The following is a 17,567-nucleotide window of genomic DNA, read 5'->3' on the forward strand; positions in this document are numbered from 1 at the left end:
GTTTATCACCACACCACCGCACCGACTAAGGTATGTGCCGTGTTACGCACCATGCTGAAATCCAAGATTCATCGCGCCACCGTCACCCAGGCGGACCTGCACTATGTAGGCTCGTGCACCATCGACGCGGACCTGATGGAAGCCGCAGATATCCTCGAGGGTGAGCAGATCGACATCGTCGATATCAACAACGGCAACCGCCTGACCACCTACGCGATCACCGGCGAACGCGGCACCGGCGTCATCGGAATAAACGGGGCAGCCGCGCGCCTGATAAACCCCGGCGACCTGGTGATCATCATCGCCTACGCGCAATACAGCAACGAGGAATTGCAGGATTATCGCTCGCGCGTCATCTTCGTCGACGAGCACAATAGGCAGCTCGAAGCCGGTAGCGATCCGGCGCACGCACCCGAGGGCTCTGAGCTGTTGAATCCGCGGCACCCGGAATAAACGTCGGTAAGGGGAAAGCATCACCCTGCGGTTTTGCTGCTGCCCGTGGCCCGAAAAGTGAGACAACTCCTAATAAAACCCCTGTACGACGCTGGTCTGCAGACGTACCATAACTGTGTCCACCAGACGACGGCACCGCGCACCGGCCCGAAGGTCATGCGCACCGCCGTCGCATTCCCGCATTCATTACCGCGGAAAGATCAGCATGAGCACAACCACAGAATCAGATCCTGGAGCAACCTCTAGCGCAAACTCTGGAGTAAATTCCGGAACAACCTCTGGAGCAAACTCCGGCGAGCCGACGCAAGAATCCACCGGCTCGAAATTTTCCACAAAAGCTACTCTGCAAGTCGCAGTGATCATCGCTGTCACCGCGATCATTTATTTCCTGCCCGCGCCCGAGGGCGTCGACCCGCGTGGCATGCACATGGCGGGAATTTTCGTCGGCACAATTTTGGGGCTGATCTTGCAGCCCTTGCCGACGGCTTCTGTCGCCCTCATTGGTCTGGCCGTCGCCATGATCACCGGCACGATGGATGCCAAGGAAGAGGCACTGCAAGGGTTCGGTAATTCCACGATCTGGCTGATCGTGGCCGCGTTTTTCATCGCTGATGGGTTTTTGATCACCGGTTTTGGCCGACGCATCGCGCTGTTGTTTGTGTCTGCACTGGGGCGGAGTTCGCTCGGGTTGTCTTATGGCATGGCCTTGACGGATTTGGTGTTGGCTCCGGCGACGCCGTCGAATACCGCGCGTGCTGGTGGCGTGGTCTACCCGATCATTAAATCGCTGGCGCACGTCAATGATTCCCGGCCGGATACTGATGAATCCCGCAAACGGCTAGGTTCTTATCTGTCGTTGACTGCACTGCAGGTCAACACGATCACCTCGGCAATGTTTATTACCGCGATGGCTGGTAACCCCGTCGCGGTAAACCTAGCCGCTGACCAAGGTATTGACATCAGCTGGGGTACGTGGGCACTGGCTGGCTTGGCTCCCGGTTTGGTGGCGTTGCTCGTGATGCCGTGGGCAATGTCGAAGGTGTATCCGCCGACGCTGAAGAAGACACCAAATGCACCAGGGCACGCCCGCGATGAGCTGCGGGAACTCGGCCCGATGACCACTGCCGAGTGGATCATGTTGACAACGTTTGTACTGCTGCTCGGCCTGTGGATGTTCGGTTCGCAGCTTGGGGTGTCGGCTACCTCGGCGGCGTTTTTGGGCATCGCCATTTTGTTGGTGACGAAGGTGCTGACGTGGAAGACGATGGCCGCGAATAATGGTGCGTGGTCGACGTTGATTTTCTTTTCCGTGCTGGTGGGCATGGCTAGCCAGCTCAACGAATTGGGCGTCGTCGACTGGATCGGCGAGGGCGTTGCCGGCCTGATCGGCGGAATGCACTGGGTTGTGGCCTTTGTGATCTTGGCGTTGGTGTATTTCTACGTGCACTATTTGTTTGCCTCGAACACTGCGCAGATCATTGCGCTGTATTCGGTATTTTTGGGTGCAGCTGTGGCCGCCGGCGCACCACCGTTGTTTGCTGCACTCATGCTGGGTTTTGCAAGCAACTTGATCGGCGCGTTGACGCATTATGCTTCCGGCCCAGCAGGGCTGATTTACGGTTCTGGTTTTATCAAGACGGCCGAATGGTTCCGTGTCTCGTTCATCGCCTCGGTGATCAACATCGTGATCTTTGGCGTCGTCGGCACCGCCTGGCTCATGCTGCTAGGCATGATGAGCTAGTTCGCGCTGACCACTCGCTAGATAATCACTGCTCCAAACGCATAACCGAGCAGCACCGAGCTAGCGATGCTGACCACTCCAGGGACCAGGAATGGGTGGTTGAATACCGCCTTGCCGATACGGGTGGTGCCGGTGTCATCCATTTCGACGGCCGCCAGCAGCGTCGGGTAGGTCGGTAAGATGAACAGCGCGGATACTGCCGGAAACGCAGCAACGGCAGTAACTGGGTTGACGCCGAGGGCGAGCGCAGCGGGCATGAGCGCTTTCGTCGTCGCTGCCTGCGAGTACAGCAGTGCCGCGCCGAAGAAGAGGACCACCGCAAGCAACCATGGCGAAGATTCCAGAACACCACCGGCGAGGTTTTGAATATCGTCCAGGTAGTGGTTGATCAGCGTGGTTCCGAGCCAGGCAACACCCAACACGCACACGCAGGCAGACATGCCTGATTTGAAAACCGGGGTATTGAGAACGTCGCCAGCAGGGACTTTGGTGAGCATGACGATGATCGTCGCCGCCGTCAGCATGACCGTCATGATGGCTTCATTTCGCGGCAAGGTTGGCTCGGCGATGAGGCCGATCTGATCGGAGGTGATGGTTGCCCAGGCCATGACGATGACGATGGCGGCGAGGAAAATCAAAACGGAGGCTTTGGCACCGGCTTCCGGCTGGTAGTTTTTTGCCCCGAGTGGTTCTGCCACCAAGCCTTGTGCTTTGCGCTCCAGATAGACGGGGTCGTCGACAAGTTCTTTGCCGAATTTATTGGCTAACCAGGCGGCCGGGAAGATTGAAATAAAAGTTGCTGGGATGACGACCGCGAGCACCTGCAGATAGCCAACGCCCATCGGTTCCAGCAGGCCAGCCAGCAAAACGACGGCGGCGGAGATCGGGGAGGCGCAGATGGCCATTTGCGAAGCGACAACGGCCACCGACAGGGGGCGTGATGGGCGGACTTTGCCTTCTTTTGCAACTTCCACGATGACAGGAAGCGTCGAAAAGGCCGTGTGACCAGTACCTGCGAGGACCGTCATCAGCCAGGTGACGACAGGCGCGTAGAAGGTAATGCGCTTGGGGTGTTTGCGCAGGAAACGTTCGGCGATGTGCACGAGGTAGTCCATGCCGCCAGCGCGTTGCATCGCTGCGATGGCGGCGATGACCGTCATGATGATGGCGATGACATCGAAAGGAATATCTTCCCGGGTGACGGGAATTCCAGAAAGGCCCAGCAGAACGACGCCTAAACCACCGGCCATACCGATACCGATGGAACCGATTCGTGCACCGAGGAAGATGGCGCCGAGCACGATAGCAATGTGAACAATAACCACGCCCATGCTCCCTTTCGTTTATTTGTAGCTGTTTACAGTTACGCCTGCGCTTCCATTGTCTCGGAACCGGTCGATTTTGTTTTCACAATTAGTGCATTTGTGGTGCGACCCATATGTGTTTTACCCCTCTCGATGCTTCCCTGCTCTCGACGCTTCTCCGGTAAAAACCAAGCGAAAGCGATTCGAACATACATAATTTTTCATTAATTTTATCTTGGCTGGAATGCTTCTGGAATCCGAACACCTCTTCCATACCTTTGGGCTTACTGCAGCGTAAGTTAATTCCCACACCTTACAGAACCAGGACACAAAATCCCATCATTATTAGCGCTTATGTTGCACTTATATCCGACCGCTCTTGACGTCATGAGGTTCCATAACGCGCTGCCCCAAATTTTTAGGGCACTACATCATTCGAACACCGTTGCTTTTTGAACATCCCCCACTAGACTGAAATTATCTTAATTAGTAATAACGTTCGGGGAGGGCGTCATGACACAAAACAGCAACCACAGAAACCGTCACGGCGTCGAGCATTCTTCGGGCTCCCCGGAGGCATATTTCACCCACTGCAATCCACACAATAAAAATGCCATGGCGATGCTGGAGCTGCGTCGTCACGCGTATTGTGCATGGAAACGGATTACTGATCTCGCCAGTGATGATTTCGATCTCATGCTGCGTGATATCACTGCAGCCAGCGGTGTTGGCAACCACAAGGCCGGTGACATCGCCAGCGCGTTTTACCGCATGTCGGATCTTCCGAAGTTGCGCACACTGGCAACCTCCATGTGGCAACTAGATATCGACCACTGGATCACCATTGATCGCGCCCTAGACAAAGCAGGCGCCGTCAATGCCCACCTGTTTGCCGCCGTTGATGAGCTGCTCGTAGAGCTTCTCACTCCAACGAAACCGAACCAGCAGATGGCGTCGAGAAGAACCATCAGAAACCGGATCACCCGCGAAATTGATGCCCTTGATTCTTCGGTGCGCAAGGATAAAAAGAAGGAATCGCCCAGGAAGACCTACGGTGTCAACGATATTCCCGATTTTGAGCGCAACGATACCGATACGCATGAAATTCGCTTCGATACCGACGCCGCCACCGCCGTAACCATTGATGCGCACATCCGCGAACATGCACAACAAACCGGCGTTTCGCTTCGCGACGCCACCATCGACCTACTTTTGGGAAATGCACAAACTTCCGTGACCCTGAATTGCTACCGTGCGAATGACGTCGACGACGCCCCGCTGTTCGTCTCCACCACGACCGGCGCTGGCGAACAAACACTGTTCGGTGCGGCCGCCGACGCCCTCGCCAACCAAGCCGCCAAACACCACGACATGGACGCCGTAGCCAACCACGAAGTCACAGGCTATGCCACCACACCAACCATGCGCGCTGCCGTGACCGGCCGCGATGGACACTGCCGCTACCCAGGCTGCACAAACACCCGCGACCATGTGCCAAATGGACCACGTCATCGAATACGACGACGGCGGACCCACCACCCCGGCCAACCTCATCGCACTATGCCAACACCACCACAACATCAAAACCGACAAACGCACCCGCCCCATTTTCGAACCAGCCAGCGGAACCGTTGTGTGGCTATTCGCCGACGGCACCTGGCAATCCACCGATGCCGAAGGTCCACTGGCTAAGCGGAACCGACGCTGGGTACAAACCGTGGCACAGAAAATTGCGTGCTACCGTAATGCCCAGCGCGAAGAAGCGCAGAAGATGCAGCGTTTGGCCGCGGAAAACAACCAAGCAGATACACCGGGGATGCCAACACCGTCGCAGCCCCCGAAAACATCAAGAACATCGGAAACAATGACGGAAGAGCACCAGCTCTGGTATAGCGATGTCTTAAAGCTGCAAAGCATGCTGAATCACGATAGTTTCCGCGCGATCACAATTGCCGCCTGCCGGAAACACATCAACAAAATCCAAGAAGCAATTACTGAGATACGGAACCTCGACCCAGGGGCTGAATCCCGGGATCGCACAGACGAGTGCACAGTCACCCAGCCCGACGTTGCAGGCGACCCCTGGGTGGCGGCTGCCCAGCAAAAGTCTTATACCGAGCCGCCGTTTTAGATAACCAGGCGCAAAATCACGGAACTAGTCGGACCAATTCACAAAAGTAGTGTGTTCCTTTTCCACACCAGTAAGCACATCATAGGAAGCACACAACTCGCCATCCTGGTTCAACAACTGCGCATCCCAATAAACATCGCCATAAATTTCGTTCTCCCGGGGCTTAATCTGTTTACAAGTCAGCACCACCTGGATGGAATCACCAGCAGGAACCGGGGTCAAAAACTTCAGGTTTTCCAAGCCAATATTAGCCAGTACCGGGCCCGGCGCGGGTTCCACGAACAATCCAGCTGCCCAAGAAACCAGCAAGTAGCCATGCGCTACTTGGCTCGGGAAAAACGGATTCGCTGCGGCCGCTTTCGCATCTGTATGAGCATAGAACTGATCACCAGTGGATTCTGCAAACGCGATAATGTCTTCCAGCCGCACTTCACGGAAATCGGAAACAAACTGGTCACCAATTTCTAACTCCGCAATCGATTTCCGGAATGGGTGTACCCCTCGACCAGATTCTACGTCTTCCCGCGACACAGTGTTCGTCTTCGCCCCCCGATGCCAAATCCCGGTAATGGCAGTCAGATGATCAGGCGTTCCTTGGATCGCAACCCGCTGCATATGGTGCTTGATGGAACGCACGCCACCTAATTCTTCGCCACCGCCAGCACGACCGGGCCCTCCGTGAATCAAATTCGGCAGAGGAGAACCATGTCCAGTCGAGGTTTTCGCGTCATCCCGGTCAAGGAAATGCAATCGACCATGGTGTGCCCCGATCCCGCGAGCAAACTCAGCAGCAATTTCTGGGTCGTGAGTAACCACAGAGGCAACCAAAGATCCTCGACCAAGCGCAGCCAATTCAATCGCTTCCACGGTGTCCAAATATCCAACGATAGAAACGACGGGACCAAAAGCCTCAACGTCATGAACGGCCGGTGCATACGCGTCATCGAAGGTGAGCACCGTAGGGGCAAAGTATGCACCGCCTAATTCATCCGGTCCACCGCAGACCAACTGCCCACCAGCATCTACCAAGCGAGTCACTGCCGCAGCGACATCAGCGCGCTGGTCCACAGAAACCAACGGCCCCATCGTCGCGTTCTCGTCACGTGGGTCTCCGGCAACCACCTTCGTAGCTAACCGTTCCCGAAGTGCCTGCGCAACAGCACCCTTCAGGTGGTTTGGCACCAGTACACGACGGATGGCGGTACATTTCTGCCCGGCTTTTGCAGTCATTTCGGCGAATACCGCCTTGATAAAGATCTCGAACTCAGGGTCTTCCGGAGCTACATCCGCGCCCAAAATAGCCGCGTTCAACGAGTCAGCCTCAGAACTAAACTGCACACCGTTTTCGGCAACATTGCGATGAGCACGTAATTTCTGCGCTGTCGCTGCAGACCCTGTGAATGCCACTTGATCCCGGTAATCCAAATAATCCAGCAAATCGCGCGCCGAACCCGAAATCAATTGAATCGCACCATCTGGCAAAATGCCGGACTCAACCATGAACTTCACACACGCCTGGGTGACGTACCCAGAAGGAGTACCCGGCTTGACGATAGTGGGAACTCCAGCGATAAAAGCAGGAGCAAATTTTTCCAACATCCCCCATACCGGAAAGTTAAACGCGTTGATCTGAACGGCAATTCCCTGCTGCGGAACGAAAATATGAGTACCCAAAAATGAGCCGTCGGCCGAAAGCACTTCCGGTTCTGCTGCATCAACTATGACCTGAGAATTGGGTAATTCTTTCCGTGCTTTGGACGAAATAACCAGCGCGGTGGTAATACCGCCATCAACGTCAACAAAATTGTCCCGCTTATTCGCACCGGTTTTATGTGCGAGCGCGTTTAACTCATCCCGGTGCTTTTTCAGGTAAAGCCCCATCTCTTTAATCATCATTGCACGCTCATGCAACGTGTATTTTTGCAGGTTACTTGCGCCTACTTCGCGTGCATAATCCACCGCGGAAGCAATATCCAAGCCTTTGGCACTAAACCGGCAGACCACCTCACCGGTCGCGGCATCTCGCACTTGCGTTGCATCAGAAACGTCTTCTGGTGTTACCCACTGGCCGCGGAGATAGCTTGGTACGACCTGAGCCGTTTCTTCCGGCATGGAGGTATTTGCTGTTGTCGTAGTCATTTTGTAATCCTTTCTATTCTGGGGAACGTTCTCTAGTGAGAGCCCTATAGTGGTTGTAACGATCCACCGTTGTTATGAATTTTTGAAGGAGCCTATGATGGCTGAAAATTCCACATGGAAAATTGTTCTTGGCGAATTAGATGAAAAGATGGGCGTAGAAGTTCTGGAAGAATCCCCAGAAACCGTCGTTGCGCGGATGCCGATTGACGGCAACCGCCAGTCTTTAGGCCTGTTACACGGCGGAGCCATGGTGTGTTTAGCAGAAGCGGTCGGTTCTTGGGCCGCAGTTATCCACGCCTCGCGGTTTGGCAAAGTCGCCGTTGGAGTAGATATCAATGCCACCCATCATTCGTCGGGAAGAAATGGTTGGGCAACGGCAACGGCAACGGCAATCAAACTGGGCAAAACAATGTGCAGCCACGAAGTCATCATCACGGACGACGTCGGCAAGCGATTGTGCACTGCGCGCATCAGCAATGCCATCGTTGATCCCCGAAATTAGCATTGCGAATCACTGCTGTAATCGTAGAACCCCTTGCCCGCTTTTCGACCGAGCTCACCACGTTCCACCATTTCCCGCATGAGTTTCGGTGGAACGAACCGTTCGCCCAGGGTTTCTTCCAAATATTCCGCAATCCCCAATCGGACATCCAAACCGACGATGTCGGTCAGTTCTAGTGGGCCTACTGGGAATTTGTAGCCGAGCACCATCGCGTTATCAATGTCTTTCGGGCTCGCAACACCCTGTTCCACCATGCGGATAGCTTCCAACGCGATAGCAACACCAAGCCGCGAGGACGCAAACCCCGGTGCATCTTTGACCACCACTGGTGTTTTACCGAGGGCTTCTACCCATTCTTGAGCATCACTCACTAGTTCGTCAGGAGTGCTCTTGGCGACGACGACCTCAACCAGTTTTGACGCTGGTACCGGATTGAAAAAGTGGAGGCCAATCACATCGTTCGTGACCACGTCGGCAAGTTCTGTGACTGACAGCGACGACGTGTTAGTAGCAATCATGGCTTCAGGCGCTGCTTGTGAAATCGCGTTGAAGGCTTTAGTTTTCAGCTCCATCGACTCGGGTACTGCTTCGACCACCAGACTGCAGTTAGCAAAATCGCCGGCATCCGCACTGAGCTGTACACGCTGCATCCATTCGTCAGTGGTTCCTGGAGCACCACGGTCGATCGATCCGGTAACAGATTTGGTGATGCGCTTGCGTGCAGCTTCTAAAGCATCATCATTAATGTCGACGACGGTCACGGTTGCGCCCGCGGACAAAAATGCATGCGCAATCCCTGCACCCATTCGTCCGCCTCCCATGACACCGACCCGATCTGGGAAGCTCTTCGCTGTGGTTGGTGACTCTGAGGTTCCACTCATTGTATTTTCTCCTGACTCCAGTTTTTATCGCTTATTCTTGCGGTCTAAAAATTCCTGCATACGTTCAAATTTGGCATCGGATTCAAATAAAATTGCTTGTGCCAAGTTATCGACCTGCGGATGAGCGGCCTCAGGCATATCCAATACTCGCTTGGTGATGCGTACTGCTAAAGGATCCTGCTTCGCGATTCGTGCCGCGAGATCGTGTGCTCCTGCCACTAATTCGTCTGCTGAATACAATTCGTTAACCAGATGGGTCTCTTTTGCTTCGGTCCCATCCAGAATTCGCCCGGCGAGCAGGATCTCCTTTGCGACGGCTTCACCCACCAAATTTTTCAATCGGTACGTCCCACCAGCAGCAGCGATGATTCCGAGCTGTGCTTCTGGCTGACCAAATTTTGCTTCCGGGGTCGCAATCCGGAAATCAGCAGCTAATGCCAATTCCAGGCCGCCACCCAGTGCAATACCATCAACGGCAGCAATGACGGGAGCAGGTAGCTGCGCGATCCGTTGGAAAATCGTGGAATTGATACCGCGCAGCGCGTCGTCACGGCGTCGTTCACGCAATTGAGCGATATCTGCACCTGAGGCAAAAATGGCTTTTTTCCCACGGGAAGTCTCCACGGTACAACCAGTGATGACCAAAGTCTGCGGGTCTTTTTCCACAATTCCGCATAACTCATGCAACTCGTCGACCATGACCTGGTCTATGGCGTTACGCACCTGTGGCCGGTCAAGCTGCGCAACTACGTAATCGTCGTGCTGCTGGATTCGGAGGGTCCGGAATTCTGGAAAAGTCATATCTTTTCTTTCCTTACTTGTACTGGTCAGAACTTTGGCTGATCAGACTCGTTCAATAGCAATCGCACAGCCTTGCCCAACACCGACGCACAACGTGGCAATACCTCGTTGTTCCTGGGCATCTTCCAACCTGTGCAGCAAAGTAGTGACAAGCCGTGACCCAGAGGATCCGAGTGGGTGTCCAAGAGCAATTGCCCCGCCCCAGGCATTGACTTTCGCCTCAGCAAGGCCCAACTCCCGGATGCAGGCAAGGGATTGCGAGGCAAAGGCCTCATTGAGTTCGATTGCATCAACCGAAGATAGTTCCCACCCGGTGACATTCAAGAGTTTCTTTGTTGCTGGCACCGGTCCAATTCCCATAATTTCCGGTGCTACGCCAACAGCAGTGGAGCCTGCTATACGAGCGCGCGGGCGCAGACCATATTTATCAATTGCTGCTTGTGAAGCCACAACCACCGCTGATGCGCCATCATTCAAGGACGATGCATTACCTGCCGTTGTGACTTCTCCGCCTGCCACAACCGGAGATAACCGGGATAAGACTTCGGCCGACGTACCCGGCCGTGGTCCTTCGTCTGTATCAACAACCGTCACCGCACCTTTGCGTCCAACAACGCTAACTGGCACTATTTCCCGATCGAATTTTCCGGCAGCAATCGCTTGCAAAGCACGTTCGTGTGATTTTACAGCGAATTCATCAGCATCTTCCCGGGAAATATTTCGCTGCCGTGCGACTTCTTCAGCCGTTTCCGGCATGGAATAAGTCATTTTGTCCTTCGCAGCGAATTTTTCGTTGACAAATCGCCATCCAATCGCAGTATCAAATACTTCACCTGGTTTGGCGAAACCTTTGGTCGGCTTTTCCATCACCCAGGGCGCACGGGACATCGATTCCACTCCGCCTGCAATGACAACGTCGGCTTGTCCTGATTGCACCATGGCGCTGGCAACCGAAATTGCGGACATGCCAGATGCGCACAGCCGATTGATCGTCATGCCCGGAACAGATTCATCACCACCGGCAAGCAACCACGCCATTCGGGCCACGTTCCGGTTTTCTTCTCCTGCACCGTTGGCATTGCCGTAGACCACTTCATCCACCGCCGTCGTCTCAAGCCCGGTGTCCTCAAGTACAGCTTTGATAGTCAATGCGGCGAGATCATCCGGGCGCACCGCAGATAATGCTCCGCCGTAGCGCCCAACCGGGGTGCGTTTCGCAGATACCAAGAAAGCGTCGTTAGTAGCCATGCTTTAGTGCTCCTTTATTCGTATATTCATCTATTCATGCGTTCATTGCCTGCCTACGCAGGGTTTTACTGACCTGTAAATTTCGGTTCACGCTTCTCGTTGAAGGCCGCAAATCCTTCCTTATAGTCCGCTGATGCGCACAATTGAGCCTGCAGCTTGTTTTCTTTATGCAGGCTGTCCCACAAACCCGTTCGTCGGTCACGGATATCAGACACAAGCTCACGCGATGTCATAAAAGCATGGGTAGCCCCTTGTGCTGCGGTTTTCGCTTGCCGACGTGTAAACTCCAACAATTCTTCTTCTGGCAGCGCCCGTGAGAACAAACCAAGTTTGACCGCTTCTTCCCCGCTTATGAGATCACCGGAAATAATTAAGTCCATCGTCCGGTGCGCGCCCAATCTCTCGACAAAAAGTGCGTGCCCCCCGGAATCGAGGGTCGCGCCGAGTTTGGCAAAAGGAGATCCGATTTTGGCATTCTCTGCGACATAAACCACGTCTGTCGCAATCGCGAGTCCCAGCCCCACGCCCAGGCATGGACCGTGCACCGCCGCGAATGTGGGAGCAGGAAATTCGCTCATTTGTTTCAAGACTGGTGTTAGCTGGCGTTCCAAATATTCATAGGCATCATCATTTTCCGGTTCAATGCCCTTGATGTTTCGTCCTGCGCAAAATCCTTTGCCTTCGCCCCGGAGAATTAGCGCTCGCACTCCTGCATCCGCTGCATCTGAGTACGCGCGGCTTAATTCAGCAATGTCCGCTTCTTGTAAAGAATTCATTGCTTTGGGAATGTTGAGAACAACCTCGGCCAAATTGGCATCGTGATCGAGGTGGAGATCAATCATACTGGGTCCTTAGTTCTGTAAATGGGCAGTTCGCTATCTAGGCGTTTCTGTATTTGAGGTGGCTAGTTATGCGTCGTAGTCAACAGTGATGGAATTTCCGGTGGGCCGGGTTTGGCAAGTAAGGACATAGCCCTGCTCAACTTCATCTTTTTCCAAAGCAAAATTTTCTTCCATCTCGTATTCACCCTCAAGAACCTTCGCTCGACAGGTGCCGCAAACGCCTCCCGCGCATGCAAATGGCACATCGGAGCGCTGCCGCAACGCCGCATTAAGGACGGTTTCTTTTGCCGATTCAGGTGACTGTACAGAATCCGAAGATCCATCAAGAGTGAATTTCACCGTGATGTTGTTTCCTTCTGGGTCTTCTTTCACAGAAGCTCCAGCATCAGGCCGCGGACCATCTGTAGGCTTACCGGTGCTGAAAAGCTCGTAGCGAATAGCTTTATCTGCCACCTCACGCTCTTCGAGTTCACAGCGCACCAATTGCACCAGCTCATACGGGCCACACAGGAACCATTCGGACACATCTTCTGTCTGGACGACGTGATCGAGGAGATCGTTTAGCTTTTCCTCATCAATGCGCCCGGAAAACATGGGGTTCGGTCGTTGCTGGCGCGACAGGATGTGGTGAACTGAGAAACGAGTGGGGTACTTATCTTTCAGGTCGCCGATTTCTTCAGCGAACATGACGCTGTCACCGCCTTTATTACCGTAAATCAACTCAAAGGTAGCGTCGCTTGATTGCTGCAGTACCGACTGGGCAATAGCCATGATGGGAGTGATTCCTGATCCCGCAGCCACTGCCACGAGATGGGGGCTCGTGATCTGTTCAATTTCGTCGCTAATTTGTTGCGGATTATTCAGGCCGGTGACGTGCACTTGCGATGTAAAAGCCCCCTGTGGGTTCATTACATCAATCTCGTCACCGACTTGTAGCTCGGTATTTGCCCACGTCGAAAACACGCCGCCGAAATCACGCTTAATTCCGACCCTGATTACTCCGCCGCCTGGCGAATCACAGATGGAATACGAGCGGCGCACTTCTTTTCCATCAATCGTCGCACGCAGTGCCACATATTGGCCGGGCACATAATCGTAGTCATCGCGTAAATCTTCGGGGACGGCAAAACTTACCTCAACCGAATCGTCGGTCAGCGGCCGCACCTGGGATACCTGCAACGTATTGAACGTGGCCTTTTTCTTTTTGCTTGACTTGTTTGTTGGCGTGGAACTCATTGCTAGTGCACCTTGAAATAATCGAATGGCTCAAAACATGCTTGGCAGTTATACAGCGCTTTGCAGGATGTTGAACCAAAATGGCTGATTTTTTGTGTCTTGGTAGAGCCACAATGTGGACACGCCACCGGAGAGGGCATACCAATTTGCAGAAGAATTGGACCACTGTTTACCGTGGCTGATTTACCGGTAGGAGGAGCGATCCCGTAGTCACGTAAGTCTTTGCGACCCTGCTCAGTGATCCAATCGGTGGTCCAGGCTGGTTGCAGCACGACGTTGACCTCTGCCTGGTCATACCCTGCATTATGCAACGCGGCTACGACATCATCTGTAATTGTTTCCATTGCCGGACAGCCGGAATACGTGGGAGTGATTGTGGCGACAGCTGTACCGTTGGACAATTGCGCGTCTCGCAGAATTCCCAGATCAGCAATGGAAATGACGGGAATCTCCGGGTCAGTCACTTGCGCTGCTGCGTCCCATATTTTCGCGTCCGCCTGATCCTGCGGCCGTAGTGGATGTGCAGTTTTCTTTCTAGACATAGACTTCAACTCCTTGCCCGCACCGCAGTACTATTTACCAAGTTGCACCCGGATGTTGCCGGGCAAGTGATTGCATTTCGGCCAAGATATAACCGCGTTGCTCAGAAAAACGACCAGTCCGCTGCCCGCTCATCGCTGGTTTCGAAGTCGGAACTTCCAGACCAGCTTCACGCAGCACATACTGCACGCGCTCATCCCATTCTTCTCGCAAACTGGAGGGCAAAACTGCAACCCCTGATGGCGAGAGCTCTTCGTGAATTGGAAGATTTTCAAACAGCTCATCAACGTACGGCCACATATAATAAAGACCGTCTTCAATGCGCTGCTTAGATTCTTCTGTGCCAAGACCAAGCCGAAGAATCCACTGATTCGCATGATCCACGTGATATTGCGCTTCCTTCAAAGCTTTCGCAGCGATAGCAGCAATAGTCTTGTCACTGCTATTAACTAAACGCGCATACAAGCCCAATTGGTAATAGCTAAACAAGAATTGTCGCGCAATAGTTTGCCCAAAGTCCCCATTTTCCTGTTCTACGAGCCGGGCCGAACGGAATTGTTCTTCACTACGAAAATATGCGAGGTCATCTTCGGTTTTATCCCAGGCAGTACCGGCATAGCTCAGAAAAAAACGCGCATGCCCGATCAAATCCAACGCGATGTTTGCCAAAGCGACATCTTCTTCCATTTCAGGCGCACGAGAAATCCACCACCCAAGCCGTTGTCCGAGCATCAGCGCATCGTCGCCAAGCATGAGTGCATATCGAGCGGTGGTCTCGTCGGCACGCGCATCGGATTGCTGAATGAACTCGGCCGTAATCCCTTCGCCTTGATTTTGCTTCGTAGCGGATTCAGTATTAGCGAAACTCATAGGTGGGCCACTCCTTCAGATTTTTCGTAGTACGTTGCATGGCGGTAGTTCTTGCCAGAGGCTGATTCGAAAAATCCACCTTTGGAATCTGGGTCAGAAGAGGTAATTGCTTCTGCGGGCACCACCCAGACAGAGGTCCCTTCATTCCGTCGCGTATACAGGTCACGTCCATTACGCAGGGCCATCGTGGCATCGGGGGCATGTAAAGACCCGGCATGCACATGGGATAGTCCACGGCCGGAACGAACAAAAACTTCCCACAGCGGCCATTGGTTCTTCGTATTATTTTCAGTCATGAGTTTTGCGTTCTCCTTAGAATTCATGCGATGACGTTAGTAGCTCATCGCTACGTCCGATTACGCGCTCAAAGCCATATCGACGTGCTGATATTTTTCGGCATAAGCAGCGGCTGCTTCTCGGACCCATGCTCCGTCACGGTGAGCTTGCCTACGACGTTGCATGCGCTGCGTGTTGCACGGACCAGAACCTTTGATCGTCGTGAAGAATTCGTCCCAGTCCAACTCTCCGAAGTCGTAATGACCACGCTCTTCATTCCATTTCAGGTCTGGATCTTCAAAGTGCAGCCCCAGTGCTTCAGCTTGGGGCACAATCATGTCGACGAAGCGCTGGCGCAATTCATCATTCGAGTGCCGCTTGATCTTCCATGCCATGGACTGTTGCGAATTTGGTGAGTTATCGTCGGTAGGACCAAACATCTGCAACGCAGGCCCGTAGAACCGGTTAATTGCTTCTTGCGCCATCTGCTTTTGCTCTGGAGTGCCGTGCGACAGCTCATACAAAATTTCCCAGCCTTGGCGTTGATGGAAGGATTCTTCTTTACAGATTCGCACCATCGCACGCCCATACGGTGCATACGATGCACGGCAAAGCGGAACTTGATTGCAAATCGCTGCACCGTCGACAAGCCAACCAATTGCTCCAATATCTGCCCAGGTGCGTGCTGGATAATTGAAGATTGAAGAGTACTTTGCACTGCCGTCGAGTAGTGCCTCGACCATTTCGTCCCTGGAAGTTCCAAGGGTTTCGGCTGCCGAATACAAATACAGCCCATGACCTGCTTCGTCCTGTACTTTCGCCATCAGAATTGCTTTGCGCTTCAACGACGGCGCGCGGGTAATCCAGTTGGCCTCCGGCTGCATACCGATGATTTCTGAGTGTGCATGCTGCGACATTTGCCGCACCAAGGTCTTGCGATATTTCTCCGGCATCCAGTCCGTTGGCTCAATGCGTGAATCGTCAGCGATGATCTGCTCGAAACGCTCTTGCCCCTGTTGATCCAACGTGGATGAGGTAGCCGTGTTGATGTCAGTTGCAGTCATGGTTTCGCTCCTAAACCGATGGGATATTAACTGATCGTTCGGTCAGTATATGCGATAGGTGTGATCTACGTCAAGTGTTTTGCTTCTACTTTGAAAACAAACTCTTGACCAGCTATTCCTGGATCAAAATTAAACAGACAGCTGCTATTCCACGGCCTGTGGCGCCCCTAAAGAGTGCCGTTATCGTAGCTCAACATTGCGCGAGCTATCGGGAATCGATCTGCCGGAAAGTTCCCCGGAACTCCGCCACTGTTTTGCCTGCAGGGTTTTTCACCGTCACATCAACGATTCCATTTTTGCCATACGCTTCCTGCAGCTTCGCCGTCGCCGTAACGATCTCACCTTGAAATGCAGGCCGCGCATAATGGATCGAGCAAAAAGCAGCCACTGCGGTTCTTCCTGCCGCGTTTGCCATGGCCGCAAAAATGGAATCCGCAAAAGTAAAAAGCATCCCACCCTGCGCGGATCCAAATCCATTACACATGTCCGGTCGAATCAGCATCTCGCCCGCAGCTGTTTCAGCCGTAATCCCCGTCAGCTTCATTCCCATCATCGCGCTGCATGCGTCTTTCGCAAACATTTCCCTCACATTGCGAAATTCTTCAGTTTCTGCAACTCCCTGCACGATAATTCCAGATGTCATGAGGTCCAGTCCATTCTTTTTGCTAGCTAAATTTTTTATGGAATGGAACCTACCACAATTTGCGATCTGCATCACTATTTCACTACAGCACCCCGCTGCCAGGCCTCATGACAGAAAACCCAATCCTGCACAGAATCGCCTCGTGGTCTAACCTAAATGATTGGATTACATACAATACATTGCTTCCGGAGTAGCCCCGATGACCAATCATTCAACCGCCGCCACCCCATCTTCACGGAACTCCCAACCAACTCGCGGCCGCCCCGGAAATTCCAAAGACGACATCCTCAAAGCTGGAGTTCGGGAATTTAATCAGCACGGCTACGAAGCAACCAGCATGGGCAAGCTCGCTAAAGCGTTAGGCCTAACCAAGTCAGCGATTTATCATCACGTGAATTCCAAGGAAGAGATCTTGGAATACGCAATCGATGTCGCACTGAACGGATTAGACGGCGCATTTCAAGCAGGCACAGAAAGCGCCAACCCCGTCGAAAATTTACGACAAATCATCCGACATTCCACAGAGGTACTGTGCGCCAACCCCGAGGAAGTAACTCTCTTACTCCGGCTACGCGGTAATTCGCCGGTAGAAAATCAGGCCCTGCAACGCCGCAGAAATTATACCCAGACATTAGTGACAATGCTCCGCGAAGCGCAGGACAACGGAGACGTCGCACCGTCTTTAGAACCCGCAACAGTAGGACGCCTGATCTTCGGCATGATCAACTCGATAACCGAATGGTATGCCCCGAACGGATCCCTCTCGGCAAATGAATTAGCGAAGACCATTGAGTCGGTGGTCTTTTCAGGAATTTCCACCAGCAACCCCCACCCACAGACATAAGTCTCCGTCTCGCGCGACGGGCACTGCCAGCAATTTTCCTTCACTAAGCAAA

The 17,567-nt window shown here is 53.4% G+C and carries 17 protein-coding genes and 1 pseudogene; 6 read left to right on the forward strand and 12 right to left on the reverse strand.

Translation table 11 applies throughout. From position 1 onward, the window contains the following. Positions 1-39: 39 nt before the first annotated feature. Both panD and U1140_RS05110 read left to right on the forward strand, forming a co-directional pair. Complete coding sequence (panD, locus tag U1140_RS05105; protein WP_369846457.1) at positions 40-453, forward strand: aspartate 1-decarboxylase; 414 nt, start codon at positions 40-42, stop codon at positions 451-453. 205 nt (positions 454-658) lie between these two features. Beyond that, entirely contained in the window at positions 659-2,194 is a 1,536-nt protein-coding gene (locus U1140_RS05110; protein WP_369846458.1) for an anion permease, read from the forward strand. A 17-nt stretch (positions 2,195-2,211) separates the two neighbouring features. On the opposite strand, the gene U1140_RS05115 is transcribed toward U1140_RS05110, so the two are convergent. Beyond that, complete coding sequence (locus U1140_RS05115; RefSeq protein WP_369846459.1) at positions 2,212-3,525, reverse strand: anaerobic C4-dicarboxylate transporter; 1,314 nt, start codon at positions 3,523-3,525, stop codon at positions 2,212-2,214. A 1,471-nt stretch (positions 3,526-4,996) separates the two neighbouring features. Here U1140_RS05115 and U1140_RS05120 point away from each other — a divergent pair. Both U1140_RS05120 and U1140_RS05125 read left to right on the forward strand, forming a co-directional pair. Beyond that, a pseudogene (locus U1140_RS05120) lies at positions 4,997-5,041 on the forward strand (hypothetical protein); the annotation flags it as partial. 174 nt (positions 5,042-5,215) lie between these two features. Then, positions 5,216-5,629 carry a hypothetical protein gene (locus tag U1140_RS05125; RefSeq protein ID WP_369846499.1) on the forward strand — a complete coding sequence of 138 codons (414 nt, stop codon included), beginning with the start codon at positions 5,216-5,218 and terminating at the stop codon, positions 5,627-5,629. A gap of 24 nt (positions 5,630-5,653) precedes the next feature. Here U1140_RS05125 and paaZ read toward each other — a convergent pair whose 3' ends face one another. After that, on the reverse strand, positions 5,654-7,768 hold the full coding sequence (paaZ, locus tag U1140_RS05130; protein WP_369846460.1) for a phenylacetic acid degradation bifunctional protein PaaZ: 2,115 nt from the start codon (positions 7,766-7,768) through the stop codon (positions 5,654-5,656). A gap of 94 nt (positions 7,769-7,862) precedes the next feature. Here paaZ and U1140_RS05135 point away from each other — a divergent pair, with 94 nt between their 5' ends. Further along, a complete protein-coding gene (locus tag U1140_RS05135; RefSeq protein ID WP_369846461.1) occupies positions 7,863-8,270 on the forward strand; it encodes a PaaI family thioesterase in 408 nt (135 codons plus the stop codon). Here the strand turns inward: U1140_RS05135 and U1140_RS05140 are convergent. From U1140_RS05140 to paaI, 10 genes are all read right to left on the reverse strand, one after another. Beyond that, positions 8,267-9,151, reverse strand: a complete 885-nt coding sequence (locus U1140_RS05140) for a 3-hydroxyacyl-CoA dehydrogenase family protein (protein ID WP_369846462.1) — start codon at positions 9,149-9,151, stop codon at positions 8,267-8,269. The two genes, U1140_RS05135 and U1140_RS05140, sit on opposite strands and share 4 nt — an antisense overlap. A gap of 24 nt (positions 9,152-9,175) precedes the next feature. Further along, complete coding sequence (locus U1140_RS05145; RefSeq protein ID WP_369846463.1) at positions 9,176-9,952, reverse strand: enoyl-CoA hydratase/isomerase family protein; 777 nt, start codon at positions 9,950-9,952, stop codon at positions 9,176-9,178. A gap of 42 nt (positions 9,953-9,994) precedes the next feature. Continuing rightward, complete coding sequence (locus U1140_RS05150) at positions 9,995-11,200, reverse strand: acetyl-CoA C-acyltransferase (RefSeq protein ID WP_369846464.1); 1,206 nt, start codon at positions 11,198-11,200, stop codon at positions 9,995-9,997. A 65-nt stretch (positions 11,201-11,265) separates the two neighbouring features. After that, positions 11,266-12,042 (reverse strand): enoyl-CoA hydratase/isomerase family protein, encoded by a 777-nt coding sequence (locus U1140_RS05155; RefSeq protein WP_369846465.1) that lies wholly within the window; start codon positions 12,040-12,042, stop codon positions 11,266-11,268. A gap of 66 nt (positions 12,043-12,108) precedes the next feature. Next, a complete protein-coding gene (gene paaE, locus U1140_RS05160) occupies positions 12,109-13,278 on the reverse strand; it encodes a 1,2-phenylacetyl-CoA epoxidase subunit PaaE (RefSeq protein ID WP_369846466.1) in 1,170 nt (389 codons plus the stop codon). A 2-nt stretch (positions 13,279-13,280) separates the two neighbouring features. Next, positions 13,281-13,820 (reverse strand): 1,2-phenylacetyl-CoA epoxidase subunit PaaD, encoded by a 540-nt coding sequence (gene paaD, locus U1140_RS05165; RefSeq protein WP_369846467.1) that lies wholly within the window; start codon positions 13,818-13,820, stop codon positions 13,281-13,283. Positions 13,821-13,854: 34 nt separating this feature from the next. Continuing rightward, on the reverse strand, positions 13,855-14,688 hold the full coding sequence (gene paaC, locus U1140_RS05170) for a 1,2-phenylacetyl-CoA epoxidase subunit PaaC (RefSeq protein WP_369846468.1): 834 nt from the start codon (positions 14,686-14,688) through the stop codon (positions 13,855-13,857). Continuing rightward, on the reverse strand, positions 14,685-14,984 hold the full coding sequence (paaB, locus tag U1140_RS05175; protein WP_369846469.1) for a 1,2-phenylacetyl-CoA epoxidase subunit PaaB: 300 nt from the start codon (positions 14,982-14,984) through the stop codon (positions 14,685-14,687). The genes paaC and paaB overlap by 4 nt, the downstream gene beginning before the upstream one ends. Positions 14,985-15,044: 60 nt before the next feature. After that, positions 15,045-16,028, reverse strand: a complete 984-nt coding sequence (paaA, locus tag U1140_RS05180; protein WP_369846471.1) for a 1,2-phenylacetyl-CoA epoxidase subunit PaaA — start codon at positions 16,026-16,028, stop codon at positions 15,045-15,047. A gap of 205 nt (positions 16,029-16,233) precedes the next feature. Beyond that, positions 16,234-16,671, reverse strand: coding sequence for a hydroxyphenylacetyl-CoA thioesterase PaaI (paaI, locus tag U1140_RS05185; protein ID WP_369846472.1), 438 nt, complete (start codon positions 16,669-16,671; stop codon positions 16,234-16,236). Positions 16,672-16,870: 199 nt separating this feature from the next. On the opposite strand from paaI, the gene U1140_RS05190 reads away from it, so the two are divergent. After that, positions 16,871-17,515 (forward strand): TetR/AcrR family transcriptional regulator, encoded by a 645-nt coding sequence (locus U1140_RS05190; RefSeq protein WP_369846473.1) that lies wholly within the window; start codon positions 16,871-16,873, stop codon positions 17,513-17,515. The last annotated feature ends 52 nt before the right edge of the window (positions 17,516-17,567 follow it).

It is taken from the genome of Corynebacterium drakensteinense, from assembly GCF_041224285.1.
Lineage (GTDB): Bacteria > Actinomycetota > Actinomycetes > Mycobacteriales > Mycobacteriaceae > Corynebacterium.